Source organism: Pseudoalteromonas sp. PA2MD11, from assembly GCF_017808125.1.
GTDB classification, from domain to species: Bacteria; Pseudomonadota; Gammaproteobacteria; order Enterobacterales; family Alteromonadaceae; genus Pseudoalteromonas; species Pseudoalteromonas simplex.
In genome coordinates this window covers 467,248-489,683 of the sequence record NZ_JADKNF010000001.1, presented here as the reverse complement: position 1 = coordinate 489,683, position 22,436 = coordinate 467,248, and the positions used below count along the sequence as shown (strand labels likewise).

General features: G+C 41.6%; 24 protein-coding genes. 8 read left to right on the top strand and 16 right to left on the bottom strand.

Features of this window, described 5'->3' with window-relative positions:
- Positions 1-120: 120 nt before the first annotated feature.
- Positions 121-1,611 (top strand): dipeptidase, encoded by a 1,491-nt coding sequence (locus ISP07_RS02120; RefSeq protein ID WP_209326629.1) that lies wholly within the window; start codon positions 121-123, stop codon positions 1,609-1,611.
- Between the two features lie 65 nt (positions 1,612-1,676).
- Here the strand turns inward: ISP07_RS02120 and ISP07_RS02115 are convergent, their stop codons facing one another.
- The 4 genes from ISP07_RS02115 to ISP07_RS02100 all read right to left on the bottom strand — a co-directional run bounded on the left by ISP07_RS02115 (position 1,677) and on the right by ISP07_RS02100 (position 4,751).
- Positions 1,677-2,468, bottom strand: coding sequence for a putative porin (locus ISP07_RS02115; protein ID WP_209326628.1), 792 nt, complete (start codon positions 2,466-2,468; stop codon positions 1,677-1,679).
- A gap of 126 nt (positions 2,469-2,594) precedes the next feature.
- Complete coding sequence (locus tag ISP07_RS02110) at positions 2,595-3,023, bottom strand: OsmC family protein (protein WP_054551814.1); 429 nt, start codon at positions 3,021-3,023, stop codon at positions 2,595-2,597.
- Positions 3,024-3,112: 89 nt separating this feature from the next.
- Positions 3,113-3,265 (bottom strand): DUF2256 domain-containing protein, encoded by a 153-nt coding sequence (locus tag ISP07_RS02105; RefSeq protein ID WP_082389187.1) that lies wholly within the window; start codon positions 3,263-3,265, stop codon positions 3,113-3,115.
- Positions 3,255-4,751 carry a cryptochrome/deoxyribodipyrimidine photo-lyase family protein gene (locus tag ISP07_RS02100; RefSeq protein WP_209326627.1) on the bottom strand — a complete coding sequence of 499 codons (1,497 nt, stop codon included), beginning with the start codon at positions 4,749-4,751 and terminating at the stop codon, positions 3,255-3,257. The genes ISP07_RS02105 and ISP07_RS02100 overlap by 11 nt, the downstream gene beginning before the upstream one ends.
- Before the next feature lie 169 nt (positions 4,752-4,920).
- On the opposite strand from ISP07_RS02100, the gene ISP07_RS02095 reads away from it, so the two are divergent.
- Both ISP07_RS02095 and ISP07_RS02090 read left to right on the top strand, forming a co-directional pair.
- Complete coding sequence (locus ISP07_RS02095) at positions 4,921-5,208, top strand: EF-hand domain-containing protein (protein ID WP_209326626.1); 288 nt, start codon at positions 4,921-4,923, stop codon at positions 5,206-5,208.
- The gene (locus tag ISP07_RS02090; RefSeq protein ID WP_138601393.1) at positions 5,205-5,672 is read left to right on the top strand and encodes a hypothetical protein; all 468 of its coding nucleotides are present in this window, start codon (positions 5,205-5,207) and stop codon (positions 5,670-5,672) included. Before ISP07_RS02095 ends, ISP07_RS02090 begins: the two co-directional genes overlap by 4 nt.
- Positions 5,673-5,727: 55 nt before the next feature.
- On the opposite strand, the gene ISP07_RS02085 is transcribed toward ISP07_RS02090, so the two are convergent.
- Positions 5,728-6,327 carry an FMN-dependent NADH-azoreductase gene (locus ISP07_RS02085; RefSeq protein ID WP_209326625.1) on the bottom strand — a complete coding sequence of 200 codons (600 nt, stop codon included), beginning with the start codon at positions 6,325-6,327 and terminating at the stop codon, positions 5,728-5,730.
- A gap of 186 nt (positions 6,328-6,513) precedes the next feature.
- Between ISP07_RS02085 and ISP07_RS02080 the strand changes: the two genes are divergently transcribed.
- Entirely contained in the window at positions 6,514-8,436 is a 1,923-nt protein-coding gene (locus ISP07_RS02080; RefSeq protein ID WP_209326624.1) for an alpha/beta hydrolase family protein, read from the top strand.
- 53 nt (positions 8,437-8,489) lie between these two features.
- Here the strand turns inward: ISP07_RS02080 and ISP07_RS02075 are convergent, their stop codons facing one another.
- Genes ISP07_RS02075 through yghU form a run of 3 tightly spaced genes read right to left on the bottom strand, consistent with a single transcriptional unit; the run spans position 8,490 to position 11,108 of the window.
- Positions 8,490-8,876, bottom strand: a complete 387-nt coding sequence (locus ISP07_RS02075) for a hypothetical protein (protein ID WP_054551808.1) — start codon at positions 8,874-8,876, stop codon at positions 8,490-8,492.
- A 58-nt stretch (positions 8,877-8,934) separates the two neighbouring features.
- Positions 8,935-10,233, bottom strand: coding sequence for an MFS transporter (locus tag ISP07_RS02070; RefSeq protein WP_054551807.1), 1,299 nt, complete (start codon positions 10,231-10,233; stop codon positions 8,935-8,937).
- Between the two features lie 35 nt (positions 10,234-10,268).
- On the bottom strand, positions 10,269-11,108 hold the full coding sequence (gene yghU / locus ISP07_RS02065; protein ID WP_209326623.1) for a glutathione-dependent disulfide-bond oxidoreductase: 840 nt from the start codon (positions 11,106-11,108) through the stop codon (positions 10,269-10,271).
- A gap of 111 nt (positions 11,109-11,219) precedes the next feature.
- On the opposite strand from yghU, the gene ISP07_RS02060 reads away from it, so the two are divergent.
- Together ISP07_RS02060 and ISP07_RS02055 are read left to right on the top strand one after the other, a co-directional pair.
- Positions 11,220-11,594 (top strand): STAS/SEC14 domain-containing protein, encoded by a 375-nt coding sequence (locus ISP07_RS02060; RefSeq protein WP_209326622.1) that lies wholly within the window; start codon positions 11,220-11,222, stop codon positions 11,592-11,594.
- Between the two features lie 8 nt (positions 11,595-11,602).
- The gene (locus ISP07_RS02055) at positions 11,603-12,622 is read left to right on the top strand and encodes an endonuclease/exonuclease/phosphatase family protein (protein WP_209326621.1); all 1,020 of its coding nucleotides are present in this window, start codon (positions 11,603-11,605) and stop codon (positions 12,620-12,622) included.
- A gap of 36 nt (positions 12,623-12,658) precedes the next feature.
- Here ISP07_RS02055 and ISP07_RS02050 read toward each other — a convergent pair whose 3' ends face one another.
- Together ISP07_RS02050 and ISP07_RS02045 are read right to left on the bottom strand one after the other, a co-directional pair.
- The gene (locus ISP07_RS02050; protein WP_209326620.1) at positions 12,659-13,249 is read right to left on the bottom strand and encodes a rhomboid family intramembrane serine protease; all 591 of its coding nucleotides are present in this window, start codon (positions 13,247-13,249) and stop codon (positions 12,659-12,661) included.
- 112 nt (positions 13,250-13,361) lie between these two features.
- Entirely contained in the window at positions 13,362-14,048 is a 687-nt protein-coding gene (locus ISP07_RS02045) for a type 1 glutamine amidotransferase domain-containing protein (protein ID WP_209326619.1), read from the bottom strand.
- 134 nt (positions 14,049-14,182) lie between these two features.
- Between ISP07_RS02045 and ISP07_RS02040 the strand changes: the two genes are divergently transcribed.
- Entirely contained in the window at positions 14,183-15,094 is a 912-nt protein-coding gene (locus ISP07_RS02040; protein ID WP_209326618.1) for a LysR family transcriptional regulator, read from the top strand.
- Here the strand turns inward: ISP07_RS02040 and ISP07_RS02035 are convergent.
- From ISP07_RS02035 to ISP07_RS02015, 5 genes are all read right to left on the bottom strand, one after another.
- Complete coding sequence (locus ISP07_RS02035; RefSeq protein WP_209326617.1) at positions 15,091-15,828, bottom strand: dienelactone hydrolase family protein; 738 nt, start codon at positions 15,826-15,828, stop codon at positions 15,091-15,093. The genes ISP07_RS02040 and ISP07_RS02035 overlap by 4 nt on opposite strands.
- Positions 15,829-15,917: 89 nt before the next feature.
- Positions 15,918-17,147, bottom strand: coding sequence for a glycerophosphodiester phosphodiesterase family protein (locus tag ISP07_RS02030; RefSeq protein ID WP_209326616.1), 1,230 nt, complete (start codon positions 17,145-17,147; stop codon positions 15,918-15,920).
- Between the two features lie 35 nt (positions 17,148-17,182).
- Positions 17,183-18,040 (bottom strand): carboxylate/amino acid/amine transporter, encoded by an 858-nt coding sequence (locus ISP07_RS02025; RefSeq protein WP_209326615.1) that lies wholly within the window; start codon positions 18,038-18,040, stop codon positions 17,183-17,185.
- An 89-nt stretch (positions 18,041-18,129) separates the two neighbouring features.
- Positions 18,130-20,268 (bottom strand): M3 family metallopeptidase, encoded by a 2,139-nt coding sequence (locus tag ISP07_RS02020; protein ID WP_209326614.1) that lies wholly within the window; start codon positions 20,266-20,268, stop codon positions 18,130-18,132.
- A gap of 217 nt (positions 20,269-20,485) precedes the next feature.
- Positions 20,486-20,695 carry a hypothetical protein gene (locus ISP07_RS02015; RefSeq protein ID WP_138616917.1) on the bottom strand — a complete coding sequence of 70 codons (210 nt, stop codon included), beginning with the start codon at positions 20,693-20,695 and terminating at the stop codon, positions 20,486-20,488.
- Between the two features lie 196 nt (positions 20,696-20,891).
- Here ISP07_RS02015 and ISP07_RS02010 point away from each other — a divergent pair, with 196 nt between their 5' ends.
- Positions 20,892-21,764 carry a mechanosensitive ion channel family protein gene (locus ISP07_RS02010; protein WP_209326613.1) on the top strand — a complete coding sequence of 291 codons (873 nt, stop codon included), beginning with the start codon at positions 20,892-20,894 and terminating at the stop codon, positions 21,762-21,764.
- A 22-nt stretch (positions 21,765-21,786) separates the two neighbouring features.
- Here the strand turns inward: ISP07_RS02010 and ISP07_RS02005 are convergent, their stop codons facing one another.
- On the bottom strand, positions 21,787-22,335 hold the full coding sequence (locus ISP07_RS02005) for an HdeD family acid-resistance protein (protein WP_209326612.1): 549 nt from the start codon (positions 22,333-22,335) through the stop codon (positions 21,787-21,789).
- Positions 22,336-22,436 lie beyond the last annotated feature (101 nt).

The window sequence follows — 22,436 nt, the reverse complement described above, 5'->3', positions numbered from 1 at the left end:
TGTACCTTGTTGGTATTTTTAAGCGATCTATTTTGCTTGAATTAGAGATGTTATGTCGGCGTTATAAGCGTTACAATCAAGGCGACTTTCTAAAAACCTTCTTAAACTCTGGAGCTTATCTTGAAACATTCATTACTTGCTGCATTTTTATTAAGTGCTTTCTCTAGTCAGGCAGCTGTGTCTGAGCAAAGTGAAAAGCTGGCTAACTACGCGGTAGAGCAATATCAACAAGCGCAAATTCATACCTTAGAGAATTTAGTTTCGTATCCAACGGTAAATAAAGAAGGTCTAGCGACTCCAGATAACCCAGATTTCATTGGCTTTAAGTCGTTCTTAAAAATGAAAGCGGCGCAGTTTGGTTTTGATTATCAAGATTTAGGCTACACAGTGTTAATTGGCATGGGTAACCAAGCTGAAAAAGTAACCATAGTAACCCATGGTGATGTGCAACCAGCAGACGCCAGTAAATGGCAGCAAAGTCCTTTTAAAATGGATAAAACCTCTGAGCCAGGAAAGCTAATTGCACGTGGTACAGAAGATGATAAAGGCGCAATTTCGACTGCACTGCATGCAATGAAGGCGATTAAAGACAAGGGTATTACCTTAAATAACCGTATTGAATTAATGGTTTACCTTGCAGAAGAGTCTGACTGGGCACCACTCGAAGAGTTCATGAAAACCTATCAGCAACCAAAATATGCTGTCACTATTGATGCTTCATACCCTGTGGTTGTTGCAGAAAAAGGCTGGAGCCTAATTGCGCCGACTTTCTCTGCGACCTCAGCACAAACAGGCTTATATGTCAGTGATTTAAAAGGCGGCGCCTTTGTTAGCCAAATCCCTGAAGATGCCAGCGTGTTAGTGCATAACGCTGATGCGGCGACAGTGGCTAAATTACACGACAATGTTGCTCAGCTTAAAAACGTCAAAGTGGCGATGACTGAGCAAACAAATGGCTTGTTAGTACAAGTGAAGGGGATTTCAGCGCATTCTTCTGAGCCAGAAGCGGGTGAAAATGCCATCGCGCATCTTGCAGAAATCTTTAAAGGTATTGATCTTGAAAACAATAGTGATGGTCAAGCCATTGAGTTTATCAATCAGCTAATTGGCCTTGATTTATACGGCGCGCAATTCGGTGAAATTGGTTACAAGCATGACTTTATGGGCCCGATGACTGTTTCGCCTACCTTATTAAGCCGCGACGGTAACGACATTAAACTGTCGATTAATATGCGTCGTCCGGTAGGTAAACAAGAAGCGGTGCTTAAGCAGCAAATTAATGAAGCGCTTAGTGCTTGGCAAACCACTAATGGTGCTACGTTAAAAGACACTAAAGTTATTATTGGTACGCCAATGCTGTTAGATGGTGCGCCTCATGCAGAAGCATTACTCGATATCTTTAAGCACTTTACCGGCGATAAGGACGCGGGCTTTGTGTCAATTGGTGGTGGCACAAATGCTAAGCTGTTTGATAATGCGGTGTCATTTGGTCCATCAATGCCAGGTAAAAAGTACACAGGCCACTCAGAGCATGAGTTTATTACTGAAGAGCAGTTAGCACTGAACTTAAAAATGTACACTGCAATGATGATGAAGCTAGGTAATATGTAATTCTATAAACTGAAAACGCCGCTTTATAGCGGCGTTTTTGTTTAAAACTGGTGACTCATTCCTTTTTAGAATTGGGCAACAAACTTAAGGTTATAAAGTTCAGCAGAGCCGCTTTCAGTGTAATTCGCGGTTAAATAGTATTTATCATTAATAAAGTACTTACCTTGTAAAACGAGTTCAGAATCATCCAACCCTGCACCTATGGCATAGTGATCGCCGAAGTAGTAGCTGATCATGGCATTGCTTGCTGAATCATAAAGGCTGTCTTGATGGCCAACATCGACGGTAATGTAATGGCTACCGCTTAAATGATTAAAGTATCTGGCAGAGACATTCCAAACGTCGAGTTCATCATCTGTTTCTGCACTAAAACCAAGGTAATCCTTATCGTTGATTTGGAGGTTATACTGCGCTTTCAAGCGGAAATAATCATCACCATATTCACGCACATCCCTATTTACAGAGACTTTTAAGGCATTGGCAAATAAATAGCCAAGTCCTAAGGTATAGTCATCAGTATCATCAACATCGTAAATTTCACCAGTAACAAACCAGTTTTTATAAAATCCTTCACCAAACAAGCCAAGATAATCAGTGTAATCGCTATTAAAGTAATTCACTCGGATGTTTGAATCTGTATCTAGGTAGCCATAATCATCAAGTACCCCAGAGCTCTGCTGCTCCTCAAAGTAGTAATGACTCACTAAGTGGTAAGCATTAAAACTATATCTGTGGTTCTCTATGTGCGTGTAGTCGATACTGTTGAACCATTGTTTACTTACTTGTTGTTCTGTGGCGATTGAGCAGTTTGAATAAGCAAGTGTTGCAAGAGCGATCGGGGCTAATTTTTTAATCATACATATCCTTGTTGTATTTGGTTTTGCTTTATAAAGATAATACAACGAGGCGGTAAAAAGAATGTAATAAAGTGTTGTGGGTCTGTTAGTTTGTGAAAAGGCCAAGCAGTGCTTGGCCTACAGAGATTAATTAAGCGTTGTGGTGAGTGATATTTCGGCATTCATCAGTTTAGAAATAGGGCAGCCTTGCTTGGTTTGCTCACAAAGTTGCTCAAACTTTTCGAGTGAGATTTCTTTTATCTTTGCGCTGACATCAAGTGCAATGTGGCTCACTTCGAAGCCGTCATCAACCTCATCAAGGCTCACTGTTGCTTTGGTCGTTATGTCGTCAGCGACAAAGCCTGCTTCAGTTAGTGCCAGCGATAGCGCCATGCTAAAACAGCTACTGTGTGCCGCTGCAACCAGTTCTTCAGGGTTAGTACCTGGCTTATCTTCAAAGCGAGTGTTAAAGCCAAATGGCTGTTTCTCAAGCGCGCCACTTTGACTAGAAATATAGCCTTTGCCAGATTTAATATCACCAGACCAACTCGTATGTGCAGATTTTTTAATTGTCATCGTCATCTCCTTTGTAAATTTTTTCGACGACCGTGAAAGGCTTTCAGGGTTTTGTGCCGAAAACGGTGAGTTCACGATATAAGTGCAACTTAAACGCCAATATTTCTTTTTGCCTCACGCTTGCAACGTTCTGAGCAGTATTTAACATGCTGCCAATCACGTTGCCATTTTTTACGCCACATAAATGGCCTGTCGCAAACGGGGCAGGTTTTGCTGGGTAAATTCAGCTTTTTATGAGCCATGTCGTTGTCTTTTAAGGCTTATCACATGCTTATGCAGTACGGCTTTTGTGCCACGCTTTACATCATCACGTTCTCGAAATGACCATAATCGCTCACGTGCTTGTTTGGCTGCCTGCTCTATATCGACCATAGGCTCAGGGTAGTCTTCGCCGAGTTTAAAGTTATTAAATAAGGCCTCCATTGGCGGTTGTTGCCATGGCTGGTGGAGATCTTCTATGGGTAAGTTTTTAAGCTCAGGGCACCATGTTTTTATAAATATACCCTCTGGGTCTTTGTCTTCAGATTGCTTTATTGGGTTATACAAACGAATGGTGTTAGTTCCTGTGACCGATGCTTGCATTTGGATTTGTGGGTAGTGAATACCCGGCTCAAAATCTAAAAAATAACGCGATAAAATTAAACTAACAGATTGCCAATGAATGTTCATATGATGAGTCATAAAGCTGACTAGCATAGCGCGCATTCGAAAATTAATGTAACCCGTTGCTGCTAGGCAGCGCATGCACGCATCAATAATAGGAATACCTGTTTGACCTTGCTCAAAGCGCTTTAGGTGCTCAGCAACATGTTCATCATCACGATAAGGGTAGTGCTTGTAGCCCGCATTTTGCGGTGCAAACTCCATGCTGCATTGAGTTTCGAATTTTTGCATAAAATGGCAGTGCCAGTGAAGCCTTGACTCGAAAGCATGTAATGAGCGACGCCAGCTTAAAGGCTGCTTTGCTAAATAGTATTTTAGAGTTTGATAAACTTGTCTGAGGCTCAAGTTGCCAAAGGCTAAGTAAGGCGAAAGCCTAGAGCATGAATCTCTACTTTTGGAAGGACTCGAGATGCCACTTTGGTAGTTTTTTGCACGCTCTTCTACAAAGCTCTGTAGGCAAGCTCTAGCTGCATGAGGACCACCATATTGAAACTGCGGGTCGTGCTTTAGAAAATCATCAACACAGGTCGCTGCTTGGTAACTATTGGGCAGTACTGCATTAAATGCTTGCCAATTTGGCGTTACAAGACGTTGGTTCATCACGCCATGCCAATGTGCTTGCCAATCAAACTGTTTTGGCCGCGCTCGTTTTACACCCCCAAGTGGTGTTTCATACCATGGAATCGCTTTGTTGTTTAGCCAACTCTTCACCAACCAGTCTCGCTCAAAGGTATTGTTTAGGCCTATTTCTTGATGACTATAAACCCCTGCAATATCAAAATCTTCACTAAGGGTTTCTAACAAGGTAATCATTTCTTGATTATAAATGGCGATTTCAGCGTTGTATTTTTCAAGTTGTTGGTTGATGTCTTTAAGTGACTGAGCAACAAAACGCCAGTGCCTTAAGCTGTAATGGGGATCGTCGAGTAATAGGGGCTCAAAATTATAAATGAGTAAGCAAGGCAGGTCTGATGCAATCGCACTGGCAAGTGGTTGATGATCAGACAGTCTTAGGTCACGTTTGAACCAAACAAGATTTACTTTTTGTTTTTTTGAGCCTGCCATAAACGTGGAGTTGAAAAAGTGCTTTGGTGCTTATACGTAGCAAGTTACAACTTCGATTAAAAGCTACAACGATCCACAAAGTTTCCACATTTGTAGCATATTGCCCACACACTTTTGAATGATATTCAGATTATGCTTATGGTCAATTGAATGACATAAGAGGTTCGCTATGAAGCATTTATCTGCACTTTCTGTTTTAGCTATTTCGTTGTTAGCCACAGCGCCCGCTTGCTTTGCTCGCGACCATCAAGGCGGTCCACCCCAGCGACCTGATTTTACGACGATTGATATTGATGGCAATGGGGTGATTGATTTTACTGAGTTTAGTGAGCAGCCTATGCCAGAAGATATGCTGCAAACCATTTTTAATGACATGGATGCTGATCAAAATGGTGAAGTAACTGAAGACGAGTTCAACAACCATAAACCACCAAAACGTAAGGAAAATCAACGATGATCAACAGTGTTTCATCGGGTGCGAATTTTCAGCCCATGCAACGACCGCAAGCAGAGCCGTTAACTAGTGAACAGACAGAGTTAATGAATGAAACTTTAGCTCAGTTTGATCCTGAAAACTTAACTGCAGAAGATGCACAATCTATTATGCAAACATTTAAAGATGCGGGTATTCAACCGGGTCAAGAAATGGAAGCAATTATGGCTGAAGCAGGCTTTGATGCCGCTGAAGTCGGTGAATTAGGTCGTCCTGAAGGTGAGCGTCCTCCTGGTCCGCCACCACCTCCGCCTAGTGGTAACTCACTTGAGCAGGTTGATACTGAAGAAGTTGTCAGTTATTTAGATGAGTTGTTAGCGCAATATTCTGATCAACTGGGAGAAGAAGATAAAGAAGCGATTCTAGCCTCTGTGCAAGAAAAGTTTGGTTTATCTGAAGGTGAATCGCTGTTATCTGTCACAGCGTAAATCACAAAGCGGTCATGATGACCGCTTTTTTATATCTAGCTTTATTAGTCACTTATTAAAGTGACGCGGTAAAAGCCTTTATTTCGTTTTGTGCTGCTTCTAAGCTTTGCTCTGCCCCCGGCATCGCAAGACCTTCGGCATAAATAAAATCAACGTCAGTCATACCCACAAAACCAAGTACATCTTTTAAGTATTTAGTTTGTGTATCCATGTCAGTGCCTTGATACAAACCACCACGTGCAGCAAGTACCACTACTTTTTTGTCTGTAATTAAACCTACTGGGCCTTGCTCAGTGTATTTAAACGTAATACCAGCACGAGCGATGCGATCAATCCAAGCTTTAAATGTTGATGGAATACCAAAGTTGTACATTGGCATACCAATAACAATCAGGTCGTTATCGTTAAGTTCAGCAATTAAATCGTCAGAAATTGCAGCAAGTGCTTTTTGCTCATCGCTACGCTCGTTTGCATCAGTCATCCAAGCAGCCATTTCTGTCTGCGTTAAGTGAGAAATCGCATTGTCGCTTAAATCGCGAGTTGTTACTGAAATTTGCTGGTTGTTAGCAAGCTGCTCAACAAATTGTTGGCTAAGTTTGGTTGAATTACCTTGTTCACCATTTAAAGATGAATTTAACACAAGTACTTTTTTCATCATGTCACCTAAGAAAACTGAAGTTGTGCAGAAATTATAATTAGCAAAAAATAAATTAATAATGCTATTAATCGAGTGTTATGTTCGTTTTAAGCGAATGAAAGATATGCCTAAGTTTTTTTGAGTTAGTCTTTTTTTGTAATTTAATGTTAATATTGTCGGAACAATAAAAAAATGGACTTTACTATGAAGTACTTACTGCTTACATTTTTTGCAGTGCTGAGCTTAATGCCCCGTGCTGCTGAAAACACGCAACTCCCTGTAGAATCATTTGCCTCTTTACGGGCTTTTAGCCAAGTAAAATTTTCTCCTAGTGGTGAATATATATCGTTTATTCGAAATGTGAATGGTGAGTTGGTTTTAATGGTTTATAACCGAAAAACTAAAGAAGCTGATTCTATTATTCGTTCAGATAATCACACTATCTTCTTCGATTGGTATGAATGGGCAAATGATGAGGTACTGCTTTTAGGTGCACGCTACATTCAACGCCAATTTGGCGGTCCTAAATATACATCTACGCGTTTATATGCGTACCATATTAATGGTGATGGTAAGACAAAACTAGCTATAAAGCCTAACTTTAATCGTAATGAACGCCAACCTCAGTTTGCGGATCAAGTGATCAGTTTTTTACCGGATCAAAAAGATAAAATCTTAATACAGGGTGACTTTGATGTTGCTAATTCACCCGGTGTATATGAGTTAAATTTAAACACGCTTCGTAAAAAGAAAGTGCAGCGATCACGTAGTAAAGTCACTGATTGGATAGCTGATCGTCAAGGCAATGTGCGTATTGCACTTAAAATGGATAAAGATGAGTTTGAATATATTCTTTACGATGAAGATAGAGATAAACGTAAAACGTTATTCAAGTATAAGGCATTTAGTCCAGATTTTGTGTCTATTTTAGGTTTTGATAAAGACCCTAATATCATCTACTTTAAGGCACTAAAGAACGGCTATGACGCGCTTTACAAAATGGACCTAACAACATTAAAAAAAGAACTAGTGTTTAGCGATGATAACTATGACTTCGACGGTCACATTTTTTATTCATCGCTTACCGGTGAAGTAGCAGGGTTTACCCACTCTCAATTAGCTGAGGGGATCCGTTACTGGGATGAAGACTTAGATAAGCTTTATACTGGCTTACGCGCTGTATTGCCGGCAGATATGTTTGATATTGATATTATTGATACCAGTAAAGAACAGCGTCAATACGTGGTTTACGTTTCAGGTGATCAAATCCCTGGTACCTATATGCTGGGTGACCGAGATTCTAACGAGTTAACTGCATTTGCCTCGGCATTTCCAGATGTTGATGAAACTGTTTACAGCGGTAAGAAGAGAATCAGTTATAAAGCCCGTGATGGCTTAACTATTGAAGGATATTTAACTTTACCTGTGGGCTACAAAGAAGGTGATAAATTACCAACAATTGTGTTCCCGCATGGCGGGCCAATGGCTCGTGATTACGCTGGTTTTGACTATTGGACTGCGTTACTTGCTTATAATGGTTATGCAGTACTGCAACCAAACTTCCGTGGTTCTAGTGGCTATGGCCATGAATTTGAGATGGCTGCAGTTCAAGGTTTTGGTAAAGAAATGCAAGATGACTTGCAAGATGCGGCTAATTGGCTTGTTAAGGAAGGTATCGCTAATGAAGATAAAATCTGTATTGGTGGGGCAAGTTATGGTGGTTATGCCGCATTAATGGCGGTGGTTAAGCACCCAGAAACATTCAAATGTGCAGCAAGCTTTGCCGGTGTTACTGACCTTGAGCGTATTGTTAGTAAGGCGCGACATTTCACTAATAAAGAAATTGTGCGTAAGCAATTTGGTACTGATAGCGATAAACTAGAAAAGGTGTCGCCTGTTAATTTTGCGAAGCAAATCAATCGCCCGGTGCTATTAGTTCATGGCTCAGATGATAACGTGGTGCCTGTTTATCATAGCCGTGAAATGGATGATGAACTCGAAGACGAAGGCAAAGATGTTACTTACATTGAGCTTGAGGATGGCGATCACTACTTATCGCATCAGCCATATAGAATTAAAACATTGAAAGCGTTTTTAGAGTTCTTCGATAAGAACTTAAAAAACTAGTAGAGAAAAGGCGACCTAGGTCGCCTTTTTTAATACCTGATTCTGCGTCAATTTTATTTATAAGCTAATTCAGCATCAATATTGCGCATTAAGTTGGTAACCCAATTGATATATTGGCGGTGGATTTTTTTGCCATTGTAATCAAGGTTGATCGAATCTTTGTAATCAATAGAGTATTCTTGCTCGTTAAACGTTATATCAACGCGTAATTGGTGTTTACGAATATCAAGTTTACCTAAAATTTGACCTTCGGCATTTGAACGACACGTCCAGCCTAGTTTCATACATGCTTTTAAAATATTGGTTTTGATACTTTCAAGGTCATGTTGGCCAGACGCCATTTGCGGTACAGGGTTTGCGTCAAAGTTACGAATAGGCACACTGGTGCTACAAGCAGAAAGTGTAAGTAGGGTAAAAAGTGCAAGCGCTGCCTTTTTCATAGTAAGTCCTTTTTGGAAATAAAATCAGCGCGATTATGCGCTTTTTTTACCCGAGGGTCTAGGCATCGGGTAAAAACCACGCACTAATTGCACCAAGTAAGCCTAAGATACTGTAGAAAAAAATTAACTCAGCAGTCGTTAAGTAGGTATTTAGTAAGCCGACGCTACCTAGCAGTAATAATATAACTCCGATCACCGTATTACTAACAGAGACATAGTCAGTGCGCTTGTTTCCTTCAGCCATATCAACAAGGTAGGTTTTACGACCAAGGCGAACCCCTTGATGAGCTACGGTGAGTAAAAAATAACAGAGTGGTAATAGCCAAAACTCATTGAGCGTTTGTGGGCTCAGATAAGCAACTAAATAAACGGCGAAACCGTTGAGGGTGACGAGCATTGCAGCAAACACTAATACCTTGCGGCTCGATAAGTCACTTAGTCGACCCCAGATAGGCGCAGAGACTAAGCTGGCAAGCCCAGAAAGCGCCATAAACGTAGCAAGTAGTGAAAAGTCGAAAGCCTGTTCACTAGCAAGAACGATATAAAACGGGGCGCTCAAAGCAGAACATAGCAACAACGCACGAGTGATAATAAAGTGAGCAAATTGTTTATCTTGGTAAAGCAGTTTTAATTTTGACAAAGCATGCAAAAAGCCGTTTTCAGCGCCCTCGGTTGCGCCCTTGTATTCTTGAATGCGACTATAGCTGAGCGCTGCAAACAGCCACATTAAAGCGGCTAGCATTAAAGCAACATACACCCCATTTTCATAGCCAAGACTTTGTAGATACCATAAACCAAGACCAAAGGTGAGCGTTGCAAATCCGGCAAAACTCGCAGCAAGACCGCTAATACTGCCTCGTTGTTGTTTAGGTATGACCTTGCCTAATACATCTTTTGCAGCAATGGAATTAAAGCCACGAGCAAGGCTAAAGATAATCAAAATCGCGATGATAGCAAAACCTGCTGTTGCACCTTGAAGTGTTAAAGCACAAATAAGCATGCCTACAATACACAAAGCTTGCACTATGGCGCCAATCACCCAAACCCACTTTCTAACTGGGAGCCTACGAATAGCACTGGCGATGGCCAGTTGTGGCAACATTGAGCCTGACTCACGAATAGGCACAAGCCAAGCAATAAAACTACTTGGTACATTAATGCTTTGCAGTAGCCAAGGCAGAGTCACTTTAGGGTTTAGCAGGGCATCTGCAAACTTACTAAATAGTTGGCTCACTAATAAAGTAATAAAATTGCCGGGTACCACTTTACAAGCAGCTTCATCAATCGCTTTACAGGCACGGGCATCTTCGGTATTGCTAAGACGTTGATAGATATCTTCTTTACTGAGCTTTTTCATACTGTTTATTTTTATGAAAAAGGGCCGTTAAGCCCTTAAAAATCTTCCTTAGAGTGGCGCTCTGCTAATTGCTCATCTTCATCACCCCAAGTTCTATTGACTCTACGACCTCGTTTTACAGCAGGGCGGCGCTCAATTTGTTTTGCCCAGCGCATCACATGGCTGTATGACTCAACATCTAAGAACTCTGCCGCATCGTATAAATTGCCAAGTACCAAGCTGCCATACCAAGGCCAAATAGCGATATCGGCAATTGAATATTCGCTACCAGCCATATAGTCATGGTCGCTTAAATGACGGTTTAATACGTCTAGCTGGCGTTTTACTTCCATGGTGAAGCGATCAATTGGGTACTGCATTTTAAATGGTGCATAACTATAAAAGTGACCGAAGCCTCCGCCTAAGTAGGGGGCAGAGCCCATTTGCCAAAACAGCCAATTACGACATTCTGTTTTACTGGCGTGATCGCTTGGGATCAGCGCATCAAACTTTTCTGCCAGGTATTGTAAAATTGCACCTGACTCGAACACGCGAGTAACGGGTGTGGTACTGTGATCCATTAAGGCTGGGATTTTTGAATTAGGGTTAACACTGACAAACCCTGAAGAAAATTGGTCACCATCGCCAATTTTAATTAAAAATGCATCGTAGTCGGCTTCATCAATACCAAGCTCTAATAGCTCTTCGAGCATGATAGTGACTTTTTGGCCGTTTGGTGTCGCAAGCGAGTAGAGTTGTAGGTCATGTTTACCAACGGGCAAGTCTTGCTCGTGGGTTGCACCTGAGACCGGACGATTAGTCTTCGCCCATTCACCACCGTTTTCTGCATCCCATTGCCACACTTTAGGTGGCGTATAACTGTCGGTATTACTCATTGAAACTCCTAAATTGTGCTTTAATGAATGTCATTACGAGACTACCATCCTAGTTGATCAGATAGAGCAAGGGAAGTACAGTTATTAATTATGAATAACAAGGAGGATGACATGAAAAAGCATGGTTTAGCCATTGGCCTTGAGCGAACTGGCACGACTTTTTATTTCACAATTAAAGTAGTCGGAAAGCTTACCCACGACGATTACAAAACTCTTACCCCTCTAATCGATAATGCTGTAGCGGCAGTTCCGAGTGCAAAAATAAGAGCCTATGTTGATATTACTGAGTTAGAAGGCTGGGAGTTACAAGCCGCGTGGGATGATTTTAAGCTAGGCCTTAAACACAACAAAGAGTTTTGCCGTATAGCAGTAGTTGGTAACAAACACTGGCAACAAGTGGCAAGCAAAGTGGGTAACTGGTTTATCAGTGGCGAAGTGAAATACTTTGAAGACCCGATCATTGCCACTGAGTGGTTACACGAATAAGGAGTTAAGTGATAAAAAACAGTCAATTAAAGGTAGCAACGTTTAATTTATATAATTATTTAGCGCCACCTGACGCATTTTATGATTTTCAGCGCATTTATAGCGCTGAGCAGTGGGCCAAAAAGCAGCGCTGGTTGGCCGATTACCTTAAAAATCAGCAGCCAGATATTATTGGCTTTCAAGAAGTGTTCAGTATCAATGAACTAAAACAACAAGTTAACTCAGAGGGGTACCCTTATTTTGCAGTGGTTGATGAGCCAACGGTGATTGATGACTTTATTTATCGCGATCCGGTTGTGGCCATTGCCTCACGCTATAAAGTTGTTGCTGTAAGTCAGGTTGAGGCAGAGCAAGATGATATTTTAGCGATGGGCTTGAGCGATAATTTTAACTTTAGCCGTAGTATTATTCGCGCGACACTTGAAGTACCTCACTTAGGACACGTCGATTGCTATGTAGTGCACTTTAAATCAAAGCGCAGCATGTTCCATCACCAAGATGATGAAAGCCACAGCGAACAGCAAAACTTAGTGATGCAGTTAAAATCGCAAGCCCTGGGGCGCTGGGCATCAAGTATGCAGCGTGGCAGTGAAGCAGCGCTGTTACTCGTTGAAATTATTAAGCGCAGAGCGCACACCAATAACCCTGTGATTGTGATGGGGGACTTTAATAATGAGTTACACGATGGTGTGCTTAACCATTTAATCGCTGACCACCTTCGTTTTAGCGGTCATAGCCAAAATAGCCCATCTCGTTCAGATTTTAAACTACAAGATAGTTGGCAACTCTATCAGCGCCATGTTGTAACAGAAGGCGATAGAGAAGCGACCCACTATTTTGGCAGTAGCAGCTCAGTATTTGATTATATTTTGTTATCCCGTGAGTTTGATGCCGGGTTTCAGAGCAGCTTTTTTGAGGTAGTTGATTATCACACCTATGATCAGCACTTGATCAACCCACAGTTTGCCTATGATGATCAAAGTACCGACCATGGCGTTGTGATGGTGACAATGAAATTAAGAGACTAACTTATAGCTTTCAGCTTTCAGCTTTCAGCTGTCAGTTTAAAGCTTAGGGCTCTTTTGTTTATCACGCTTTGCCATAATATAGCCGATGAATGCGCCGCTGATTGCGCCGAATAAATGGCTTTCGAATGAAATATGAACGCGCTGCGGGAAGACACCCCAAATCAGGCCGCTGTATAACACAACAACCGCAATACTGATTAAAATGGCTTTGAATGAGCGGTGCATAATGCCGTAGCTAATTAAATAGCCCCATAAACCGTAGATAACACCACTTAGTCCTACATGAATATTGCTGCGGCCAAATAGCCATACTAGTAATCCACCAATGAGCGCAGTGCCTGCAAACACCAGCCAAAAGCGTTTAACGCTAAATTGGCAAACTAGCCAGCCGAGAATAGTAAATGGCACTAGGTTACTAAAAAGGTGTGCCCAGCCACCATGTAAAAATGGCGCAAAAAACACCCCTGATAAACCAGACATTTGCCTTGGCAAAATACCTAAACCATTTAAGTTTATGCCGGGTAGGGTATTAATTATTTGCAGTACCAAGCACACCAGCATAATGCCGAAAATTGCGAATCGCTTACTACTGATAGGAGGAATTTTGACAGCTTTTTTTTCAGTCATGATGAGAAGCTCTTAAATCAATGTGACCGAATGAGTATAACTTATTAAAAGTGAAGGTAAACACCTTGATATGCAAGGTGTTTACTAAATGTTTAGGGCATGTTGACCTTGTTTAACCTAATTTGGTCAGTAGTTTTTTCGCAGCAAGCTCTGAGCTTGCAGGGTTTTGCCCGGTGATTAGTAGGCCATCTTCAATCGTAAGCTCGCCCCAATCATCGGTTTTTTGATACTGACCTCCTTGTTTGATTAACTCATCTTCAACAAGTAATGGCACAACATTGGTAAGTTTTACGGCATCTTCTTCTGAATTACTAAAGCCAGTTACTTTTTTATCAAACACCACAGATTTACCAGCTGCATTTTTCGCATTCAGTAATACTGCACTGGCGTGACATACTGCACCCACTGGTTTCTCTGAGTTAAGAAATTGCTCTATCAAGCTAATTGAATCTTGGTTATCAACTAAGTCCCATAACGGACCATGGCCACCAGGGTAAAATACCGCATCAAAATCATCGGCTTTAACTTCAGCCAGAGGTTTAGTGTTAGCCATTAAAGTTTTTGCCGCACTGTCTTGCTCAAAACGTTTTGTGGCATCGGTTGCTGCATCAGGGGCTGCACTGTTTGGATCAACCGGAGGTTGGCCACCTTTAACAGAGGCTAAAGTTACCTCTGCACCAGCATCAATAAAGGCGTAGTAGGGCGCCGCAAATTCTTCAACCCAAAAACCCGTTTTATGACCTGTATCGCCAAGTTCATCGTGTGAAGTAAGTACCATTAAAATTTTCTTAGCTGACATAGTGAATCCCTTTTTGTGAATTAAACATCGTTGATAAAACTATAGGGGTGAGAATTGAATTAAACAACGCTGATAAATTTGACTTCATTGGTTTAATAATTGATACAATAATTCAGGTTAGATTAGGAGTTTGTATGAAAGTATCGTTTGAGCAGCTAAAAAGTATGGTGGTGTTTGCCCACATTGTGCAGCAAGGCAGCTTAACTAAAGCGGCTCAACAACTTGGTTTATCAAGGGCTGTTGTTAGTTATCATTTAAAGAAATTAGAACAGCAATTAAAGCTGACGTTACTTAACCGCTCAACGCGTACCATGACCCTCACCGAAGCAGGTATGGCTTATTATGAACGTTGTCAGGCTATCACCGAGCACGCTGAGGCTGCTAACTTACACCTTGAAAACTTAAAGAGTGAACCGGTTGGGGTTATTAAATTGAGTTGCCCGGTGAATGTAGGCTTGCAACTTGTGGTACCGGCACTTGCTCAGTTTAAGCGTTTGTATCCGAAAATTGATATTGATTTACAGCTTAGTGATGATGTGGTTGATATCATCAAAGAAGGCTACGACTTAGCGATTAGAGGCGTGGCCCTTGAAAGCTCAAACTTACAAGCCACTAAACTTGCAAGTATGGCGACTTGCTTATGCGGTTCAGTCGATTACTTTACAAAATACCCTATACCAAAGAGCATTGCTGATTTAGCAGAGCATACATGGGTGGTGTATCAACCAAGTAGTGCTGTTGTCACGCTCGAAAAAGAGAAACGCCGCTTTGAGGTGGCAGTTAGTGGTGGCATAAGTACCAATAACGCTGCTGCACGAACTGCCTTTGTAGAAGCTGGGCATGGCTTAGCGAAAATCCCAGTTTATGACGCATTGCCAAGGATCAAAGCAGGATTGTTACGCACAATCTTAGATGATTACAAAACTGCTGATATTGAACTTTATGGCGTATTCCCGCCAGGGGCGGCGGGAAGTAAAAAAATGCGGGTTTTACTCGATTACTTGAAGGATTATTTTACTAATCAAGTAGCCACTATGACGATTTAAACAAGCGTGCGATTAAATAAAGCAACGGCTTGTTGATACATGCTGATGGCAAGGGCTGGATCGTATCGGTCGCCTTCGTCGCGCATAAACGCATGTTGGGCGTTCACTTCTTGCCACTGGTAATTAATGCCTGTTGCCACCGCTTGTTGGTAAATTTTAAGGCGGCCTTCTTTTGGTACATGTGGGTCTTGTTTACCCCAAACAAAGTGGATCTCACCTTTGATATCTGCCATGCGCTCAAAAGAGTTATTACTTGCTTGTGCTGGTAAAGTATCGCTGTGTATATCTGTCGCGTATAAACAAAAAGCGGCTTTGATACTTGGGTTTAATGCAGCACGGTATGCAAGGTGACCACCAATACATACGCCCATAGCACCTACATTTCCTGTGCTGTAATCTTGCTGGCGTGCAAATGCAATTAAGGCGTCAGTATCTGAGTCATGGCTCTCAAGCGGTTTTGCCCATTTGTCGGCATTGCCTTTGTCTTTACCAGCATCATCATAGGCAAGTACTGTCCCAATAGGATTTAACTCATGAAAAACTTCTGGCACTAACACGACAAAACCATGACCAGCAAGTATTGCCGCAGAGCGTGCAATTGGTGCTGTTTCTTGGAAAATCTCAGAATAGAAGATAATACACGGGTATTTACCTTCTTCTACAGGGCGATAAATACTGGTGCGCATTACGCCAGTGTTGGTCGCTATGTCGTGGCTGTGGTGCTGAATAATCATGTTTATCCTTGTAAAAAACGGTTTAGCTAATAATACCTCAGCCCCACCTTTTGGACGAGTAAAAGCCCTTGAAATTTATTGATGCTCAGTTAACTCTCTGAGGCAGGATACTGCATACAGCTTGCGTAATAGGTAAGGGTAGCAGGCCAGTCAGAGAAAATAGCCATCACACCCACTTGCTTAGCAAGGACGTCTATCACATTCATCATTTGCCCATCTTGTTTAATTACACGGGCAATCGACTGGTAATAATAGCCACCACCATTATTTAATGGACCAGAGCGCTCTAAACTCCAAGTAATGATGTTCAGCCCTGCTTGTTTAGCTTTGATTGCATAAAGCGATGGCACGATTTTACCTGACTCATCAAGGCTTAAAAGCATCCACATTGGTGGTGCGATAATGCGTACTCCCTCGTTATACAGAGCCAGCATTGATGGCTGCCAAGTTGTTTCATCCATAGCATCAAAGTCAGCTTGCCCATCTCGGCCATCAAGATAAATACTGTTGTTTGCAAATTCAGGGTGATTGTTTAGCCAATACTTCACATCTTCAAGATTAAATGATTGCGGATACACATCATCGCTATTCACACCTAAAGCTCGGTACTCATCAAGCATTTTTTGCGCATAATCTTGCTGGCTAAAACCGTTAAATGGCATGCTAACTTCTGGGCTTTTTAGCTCGGGTGTCATTTTTACACCTAGTGATTTGAATAACTCAATGCTTTGCTGGTGGGTCATAACAGTGCCACTGTTTGTGTATAAATCAGTGCGCCAGCTTGGTGTACCTTGCATATATTCTGCGACGGTTTTGGCGTTTGGGTTGGCGCCATCCATTTTAGCCTTTAAGGTTAAAAACTCAGCCTGGGTGATATCGCTGGTACAGCATTTAGCCTGAGCTGGTTGGCCGTCTTTGGCTGGGGTAAAAGGTTGGCTGCATTTTGCAGCCAGATCAGGAATCGCTAAAATGTTGGTAGTGGTGTGTAAATCACACTGTGAATGGCGACACACGAGTTGTTTGTCTTTAGTAAAAGCAACGTCACATTCAAGTACGCCAGCGCCCATTCTTGCAGCGGCTAAATATGACTCTTTGCTATGCTCAGGAAACTGCATGGGGGCGCCGCGATGACCAATTACAAAATCAGTTTTATAGAAAGGGCCATTACCGCATGTCGCAAGTTGCTGCTTTAAAGGTCCATCAGTCATCTTGTCGATTAAATAGTAAGGCCTAGCACCCACTTGCACTGCCTGATCCACTGGCAGATTCTTACAGCCTTGAATAACGAAAACTAAACAACATAAAACCAGTGCGCGCATAACAGCATTCCTCTAATCTAATAGAGTTTAGCCTATCATTGCTCCATGGCAGTTTTATTAAGTTTTTGATTTATAATAAGTGCTAATAAGATAATCGCTGCGCCGATGGTAAGCTTGATGATATCGGCATCACGATTCCATATCACAATGTTAACGATGATCCCTGCTGGGATCAGTAGATTATTCATGACAGCCAAGGCACCTACATTGACGATGGTCGCGCCTTTATTCCAAGCGAAATACCCAAGCCCTGAAGCAATCGTGCCTAAGTAAATTAACACGCCCCACTGTGTAGTAGTGGTGGGTAGCTTACTGGTATCACCAAATAAACCGTAACAAATCAGCGCGACAATTAAAGCGCCAATAAAGAACCAAGCAAACACCCGAGAGTGGGGGAGCTGCTTATCTTGCATTAAACGTTTGTAGGTTACTTGCCCAGTGGCAAAGCAAATATTGGCAGCCTGCACCATTAACATACCAATGAGATAGTTTTCATCGACGCCTTCATAGCGAATAGCAACGGCGCCTAAAATAGCCAGTAATGCGGCGAATAAAAACTTGGCATTAAAACGTTTTTCAAGCAAATCGTTTAACAAAGTGATGTAAAGTGGCGTCATTACCGTGAATAGCAGTACCTCGGGCACGCTAAGGTACAAAAACGAATGGTAATAGAAGCTGTACATTACACCAAGTTGTACTGCGCCAATTGCCATGAGCTTTAGGGCTAAGGCTTTAGGAGTTTTACGCCAGTGTAAAAAGGGCAAAAATACGCAAGTTGCCAAGCCAATACGCATTAATACACTAAACCATGCATCCACTTGGCCTGCTAAATAGACACCAATAAGACTAAACGAAAAAGCCCAAAGCAGGGTTACAGCAAATAAGTAGGTCATGTTTGATTAATTTGTCATTTTAAAAATTGCACTATAACAAAAAGCCCGCATTAATTGCGGGCTTTCATCATTTTGCGAATAATTTTAGATTATTCAACTAAACCACGACGCTTTAATAGTGCGTCTGTTGTTGGTTTTTGACCACGGAACTCAATGTAGCTTTGCATTAAGTCGCGGCTGTTACCTTTTGATAAAATCTCTTTACGGAAATTATCACCGTTTTCACGTGTTAAGCCACCTTCTTCGGTCATGTGTGCAAACGCATCTGCTGCGAATACTTCAGTCCAAAGGTAAGCGTAATAACCTGCTGAGTAACCACCAGCAAAGGTGTGGCTGAAGTAGCAAGACTTATAGCGTGGTGGTACTGGGTAGTAAGCAATACCATGCTTGTCTAATGCATCATGTTCAAACTTTTGCACGTCTGTAATGTCAGCATCAACACCAAATGAGTGCCATTCCATATCAAGCAGTGCCGCAGCTAAATACTCGGTTGTATCAAAGCCTTGGTTGAATTTTTGTGACTCAAGTACTTTATTTAAAAGCGCTTTTGGAATTGGCTCACCTGTTTTGTAGTGCTTGGCATAGTTTGCCAGTACTGTTGGTTCAATATTCCAGTCTTCGTGTGCTTGTGAAGGGAACTCAACAAAGTCACGAGCAGTGGCTGTACCCGCTAAGCTTGGGTATTTAACATCAGAGAATAAACCGTGTGCAGCGTGACCAAACTCATGGAACATAGTCGTTACTTCAGAGAAAGTCATGAGTGTCGGTTGGCCTTCAGCTGGCTTAGGAATGTTCTGTGCGTTGTAGATCACAGGCATAGTGTCTTTAAGACCGCTTTGGCTAACATAAGCACTCATCCAAGCACCACCACGTTTACCTTCACGTGCGTAAGGGTCCATGTAGAATAGGCCAATAGCGCTGCCGTCTTCGTTAAATACTTCAAACACCATGACGTCTTCGTGATAAACCGGTAGATCTTTACGCTCTTTAAAGGTAATACCGTAAAGTTTGTTCATCGCAAAAAATAGGCCGTCGTGGATCACTGACTGCATTTCAAAGTAAGGCTTAACTAAAGCTGGGTCTAAGTCGTACTTCTCTTGGCGAACTTTTTCAGCGTAAAACGCCCAGTCCCAAGGTTGAAGCGCAAATGTTTCACCTGACTTTTTGATTACTTGCTGGATTTGCTCTGCTTCTGCTTCTGCTTTAGCAACCGCTTTCGGTGCTAAGTCATCAAGAATGCCGTAAACATTTTCAGTTGTTTGCGCCATACGGTTAGTCATTACATACGAAGCCCAGTCTTTATAACCAAGTAATGCCGCTTTTTCTGCACGTAGCTTGGTCTCTTTGATGATAATAGGGCTGTTTGTTGCTTGTGCACGTGTTGAAGACGTTGTCCAAATCTTTTCACGAAGCTTGCGGTTTTCAAGGCTTTGTAAGATAGGTTGGCGAGTCGTGTTCACCAGTGTGATCATGTAACCTTCTTTACCTGCTTTTTTGGCAGCAGCTGCAAGGCTTGCAATTTCACCCTCAGATAAACCAGCTAGCTCGCTTTTATCTTTAACTAAAATCACATCTTCTTTAAATGATTTTAAGATATTTTGTGAAAACTCAGTTGAAAGCTTGGCAAGCTCTGCGTTGATTTCACGCATTTTTGCTTTTTCAGCCTCAGTTAGTTTTGCACCTGCGTTAACGAACTTTTTGTAGTAGTAATCAACAAGGCGTTGATCTTCAGCATTTAAAGACGCTTTGTTGTCGTAAATGCTTTGTACGCGAGCAAATAAAGCTTTGTTTAAGTAAATGTCATCAGTGTGAGCTGACATAATCGGCGCCATTTTCGCGGCGATACGTTGGTACTCACTGTCAGAGATTAAACCCGATAGATTAAAAAATGCCGCAGACGTACGGTCTAATAGTTCACCAGAGTACTCCATAGCAACAAGGGTATTTTCAAATGTTGCTGGTTCTGGGTTGTTTGCAATCTTTGCAATTTCAGCTTTTTGCTGTGCGATGCCTGCTTCAAACGCTGGCTCGTAATCTTTGGTAGAAATTCTATCAAACTCAGGGGCCATGTATTGTAAAGGGCTTGGCTTGAAAAGAACGTTTTCAACATTAGCTGTTTGTGTTTCAGCGGCAGTTTCAACTTGAGTTTGAGTGTCGGCTTGTTGTGAACTACAAGCAGATAATAAAAGCACACTAGCAATCGTAGTTGCTACTAAGGTCTTACGCATGAGAGCTCCAAAAATGTGGATAAATCTTTTCTAACTTATCAAATTTTTGGCTAGAAACAATCAAGTTTGTCGTCTGAATGGGGAATTTGAACGCAAATAATGTGATGGAGGGGATAAATGTGCGTAAAAAGCCATCAATTGTGTATTAATGGCTCACTTAAGTAAAAAGTGGCACTAGCTGCCAGTTTAAATCTTGTTGGTAATAAATCACCATAGGTTAGTTGTAACCCAACACAAACTTTTTCTCTGAGCCAAAGCTTTCTGGCATAGCGTTGCCAAACTCTTTGTTAATTAAAGTCAGTGAGTGTTCTTGCTCAGCAAGTAAGTTTAAGATGCGGTTACGATACTCTAAACTTGATTCAAATAAGTTTAGATCGACCAAGGGTTGTAAAGTGGCAAGTTTTTGTGTGAGTGTCATTTGTGACATTGTGTTCTCCTCGTGCTATTCAAAGCCTGTGAAACCTCAAGCTCTCTATGTATATAGCAGCTGTAGTCTAAAATAGTTAATAATTAGCGCATATTGCGCATAAAGAACTTAGTATTTACCAAGTTTTCACCTATTATGCCGTGCTAAACTTAGTCACAACTGAATCAAACTCATTTTTTACTAGGAATGTTAATTTATGACCCTTGCTGATTTGCAATCTGCACTATCGTTTGCCTTGTTCACCTACAACGATGTGCAAATTACTGTGCTAAAAGTAATTCAAGTGCCTTTGGTGCTGTTTTTAATGTGGTTTGTGGTCACCTGGATTGGTCGATTAATTAAAAAAGCATTGCAGGCAAAAAACCTAGGTCCTGACACAGTTCACCTGTTCACGCGTATTTATCTTGTTGTTACTATTGCTGTGCTCGTGTTTACCTCGCTCGAGGTACTCAATATTCCTTTGACGGCGTTTGCATTTGTTTCTGGTGCCATTGCTATCGGTGTTGGTTTTGGTGCGCAAAACATTATTAATAACTTTATTAGTGGTTGGATATTAATGTGGGAGCGGCCAATTCGTATTGGTGACTTTTTAGAAGTAGGTACTGCAAAAGGGGTTGTCGAGACTATTAATACCCGTTCAACCCGTATCCGTCGTAACGATGGTGTGCATATGCTGGTACCTAATAGCCATTTATTAGAAAACACGGTAACTAACTGGACCTTAATTGACCGTAATGCTCGTTCGTTTGTAAATGTTGGCGTTGCTTATGGTTCAGATGTGGTATTGGTTGAAAAGCTGATGAAGCAAATTCTTAATGAGCATCCAGCCATTTTAAAAACACCTGCATCGTCAGTATTATTTGATGACTTTGCTGATAGCTCTTTAACTTTTAGCGCTATTTTCTGGGTATGTGCTGAATCAGAAGCACCGCTTCGCCAAGTGCGCAGTGAGCTGCGTTTTAGCATCTATAAAGTATTTGCTGAAAACAACATTACTATCGCATTCCCGCAGCGCGATATTCATATTGATGGTGAAATTGCTTTAACAAGGCGTAACAGCCAAAAATAAAAAAAGCGGCTAAGCCGCTTTTTTATGCTTGTTCATTGAGTTTTTTCAGCTTCAAAGCAAGTAACACCATCATTATGCCAAACACGATTGCATAGCTTGCTACTAGCCACAGGAGGGTGATTATGCCTGCGCCTGGGTTAAATATCAGGTAGCCACCAAAGATTATTGAAATAATACCGCTACCAATTAGCAGCCACTCATTACTGATCTCTTTACGTAGTTTACTCGCAATCAATATTTCAATTACACCGATAGCAATGGCCCATGCGGCAATAAAGTAGAGCATTAAAATAGCCGTTACGTTGGGAGCAAACAGGGTTACAAGTGCAGCAGCAATTGAAATTAAACCACCCACTAATAGCATCCACCAAAGTGGGTTTTCATTTTTTGAAGCAATAGCTAACCAAGTCCTAATGGCACCATCGACAAAAAAGTAAGCGGCGAAAATAAACATCAGAATCGCTAGTGAAGCTTCTGGGGCAAACCAACCACATAAGCCAAAAACGATGGCAATGGCGCCATGGATCATTAATGACCACCAATGAGGAATGAGTGAACTTGAAATCTGCATTATCGTTTTCCTTTGCTTTAGTCTCTATATAACTAACATCTCAGCGCTTACTTGCAAAGATTTTTAATTATTTTTTGTACAGTTACACAAACCATGCTCTA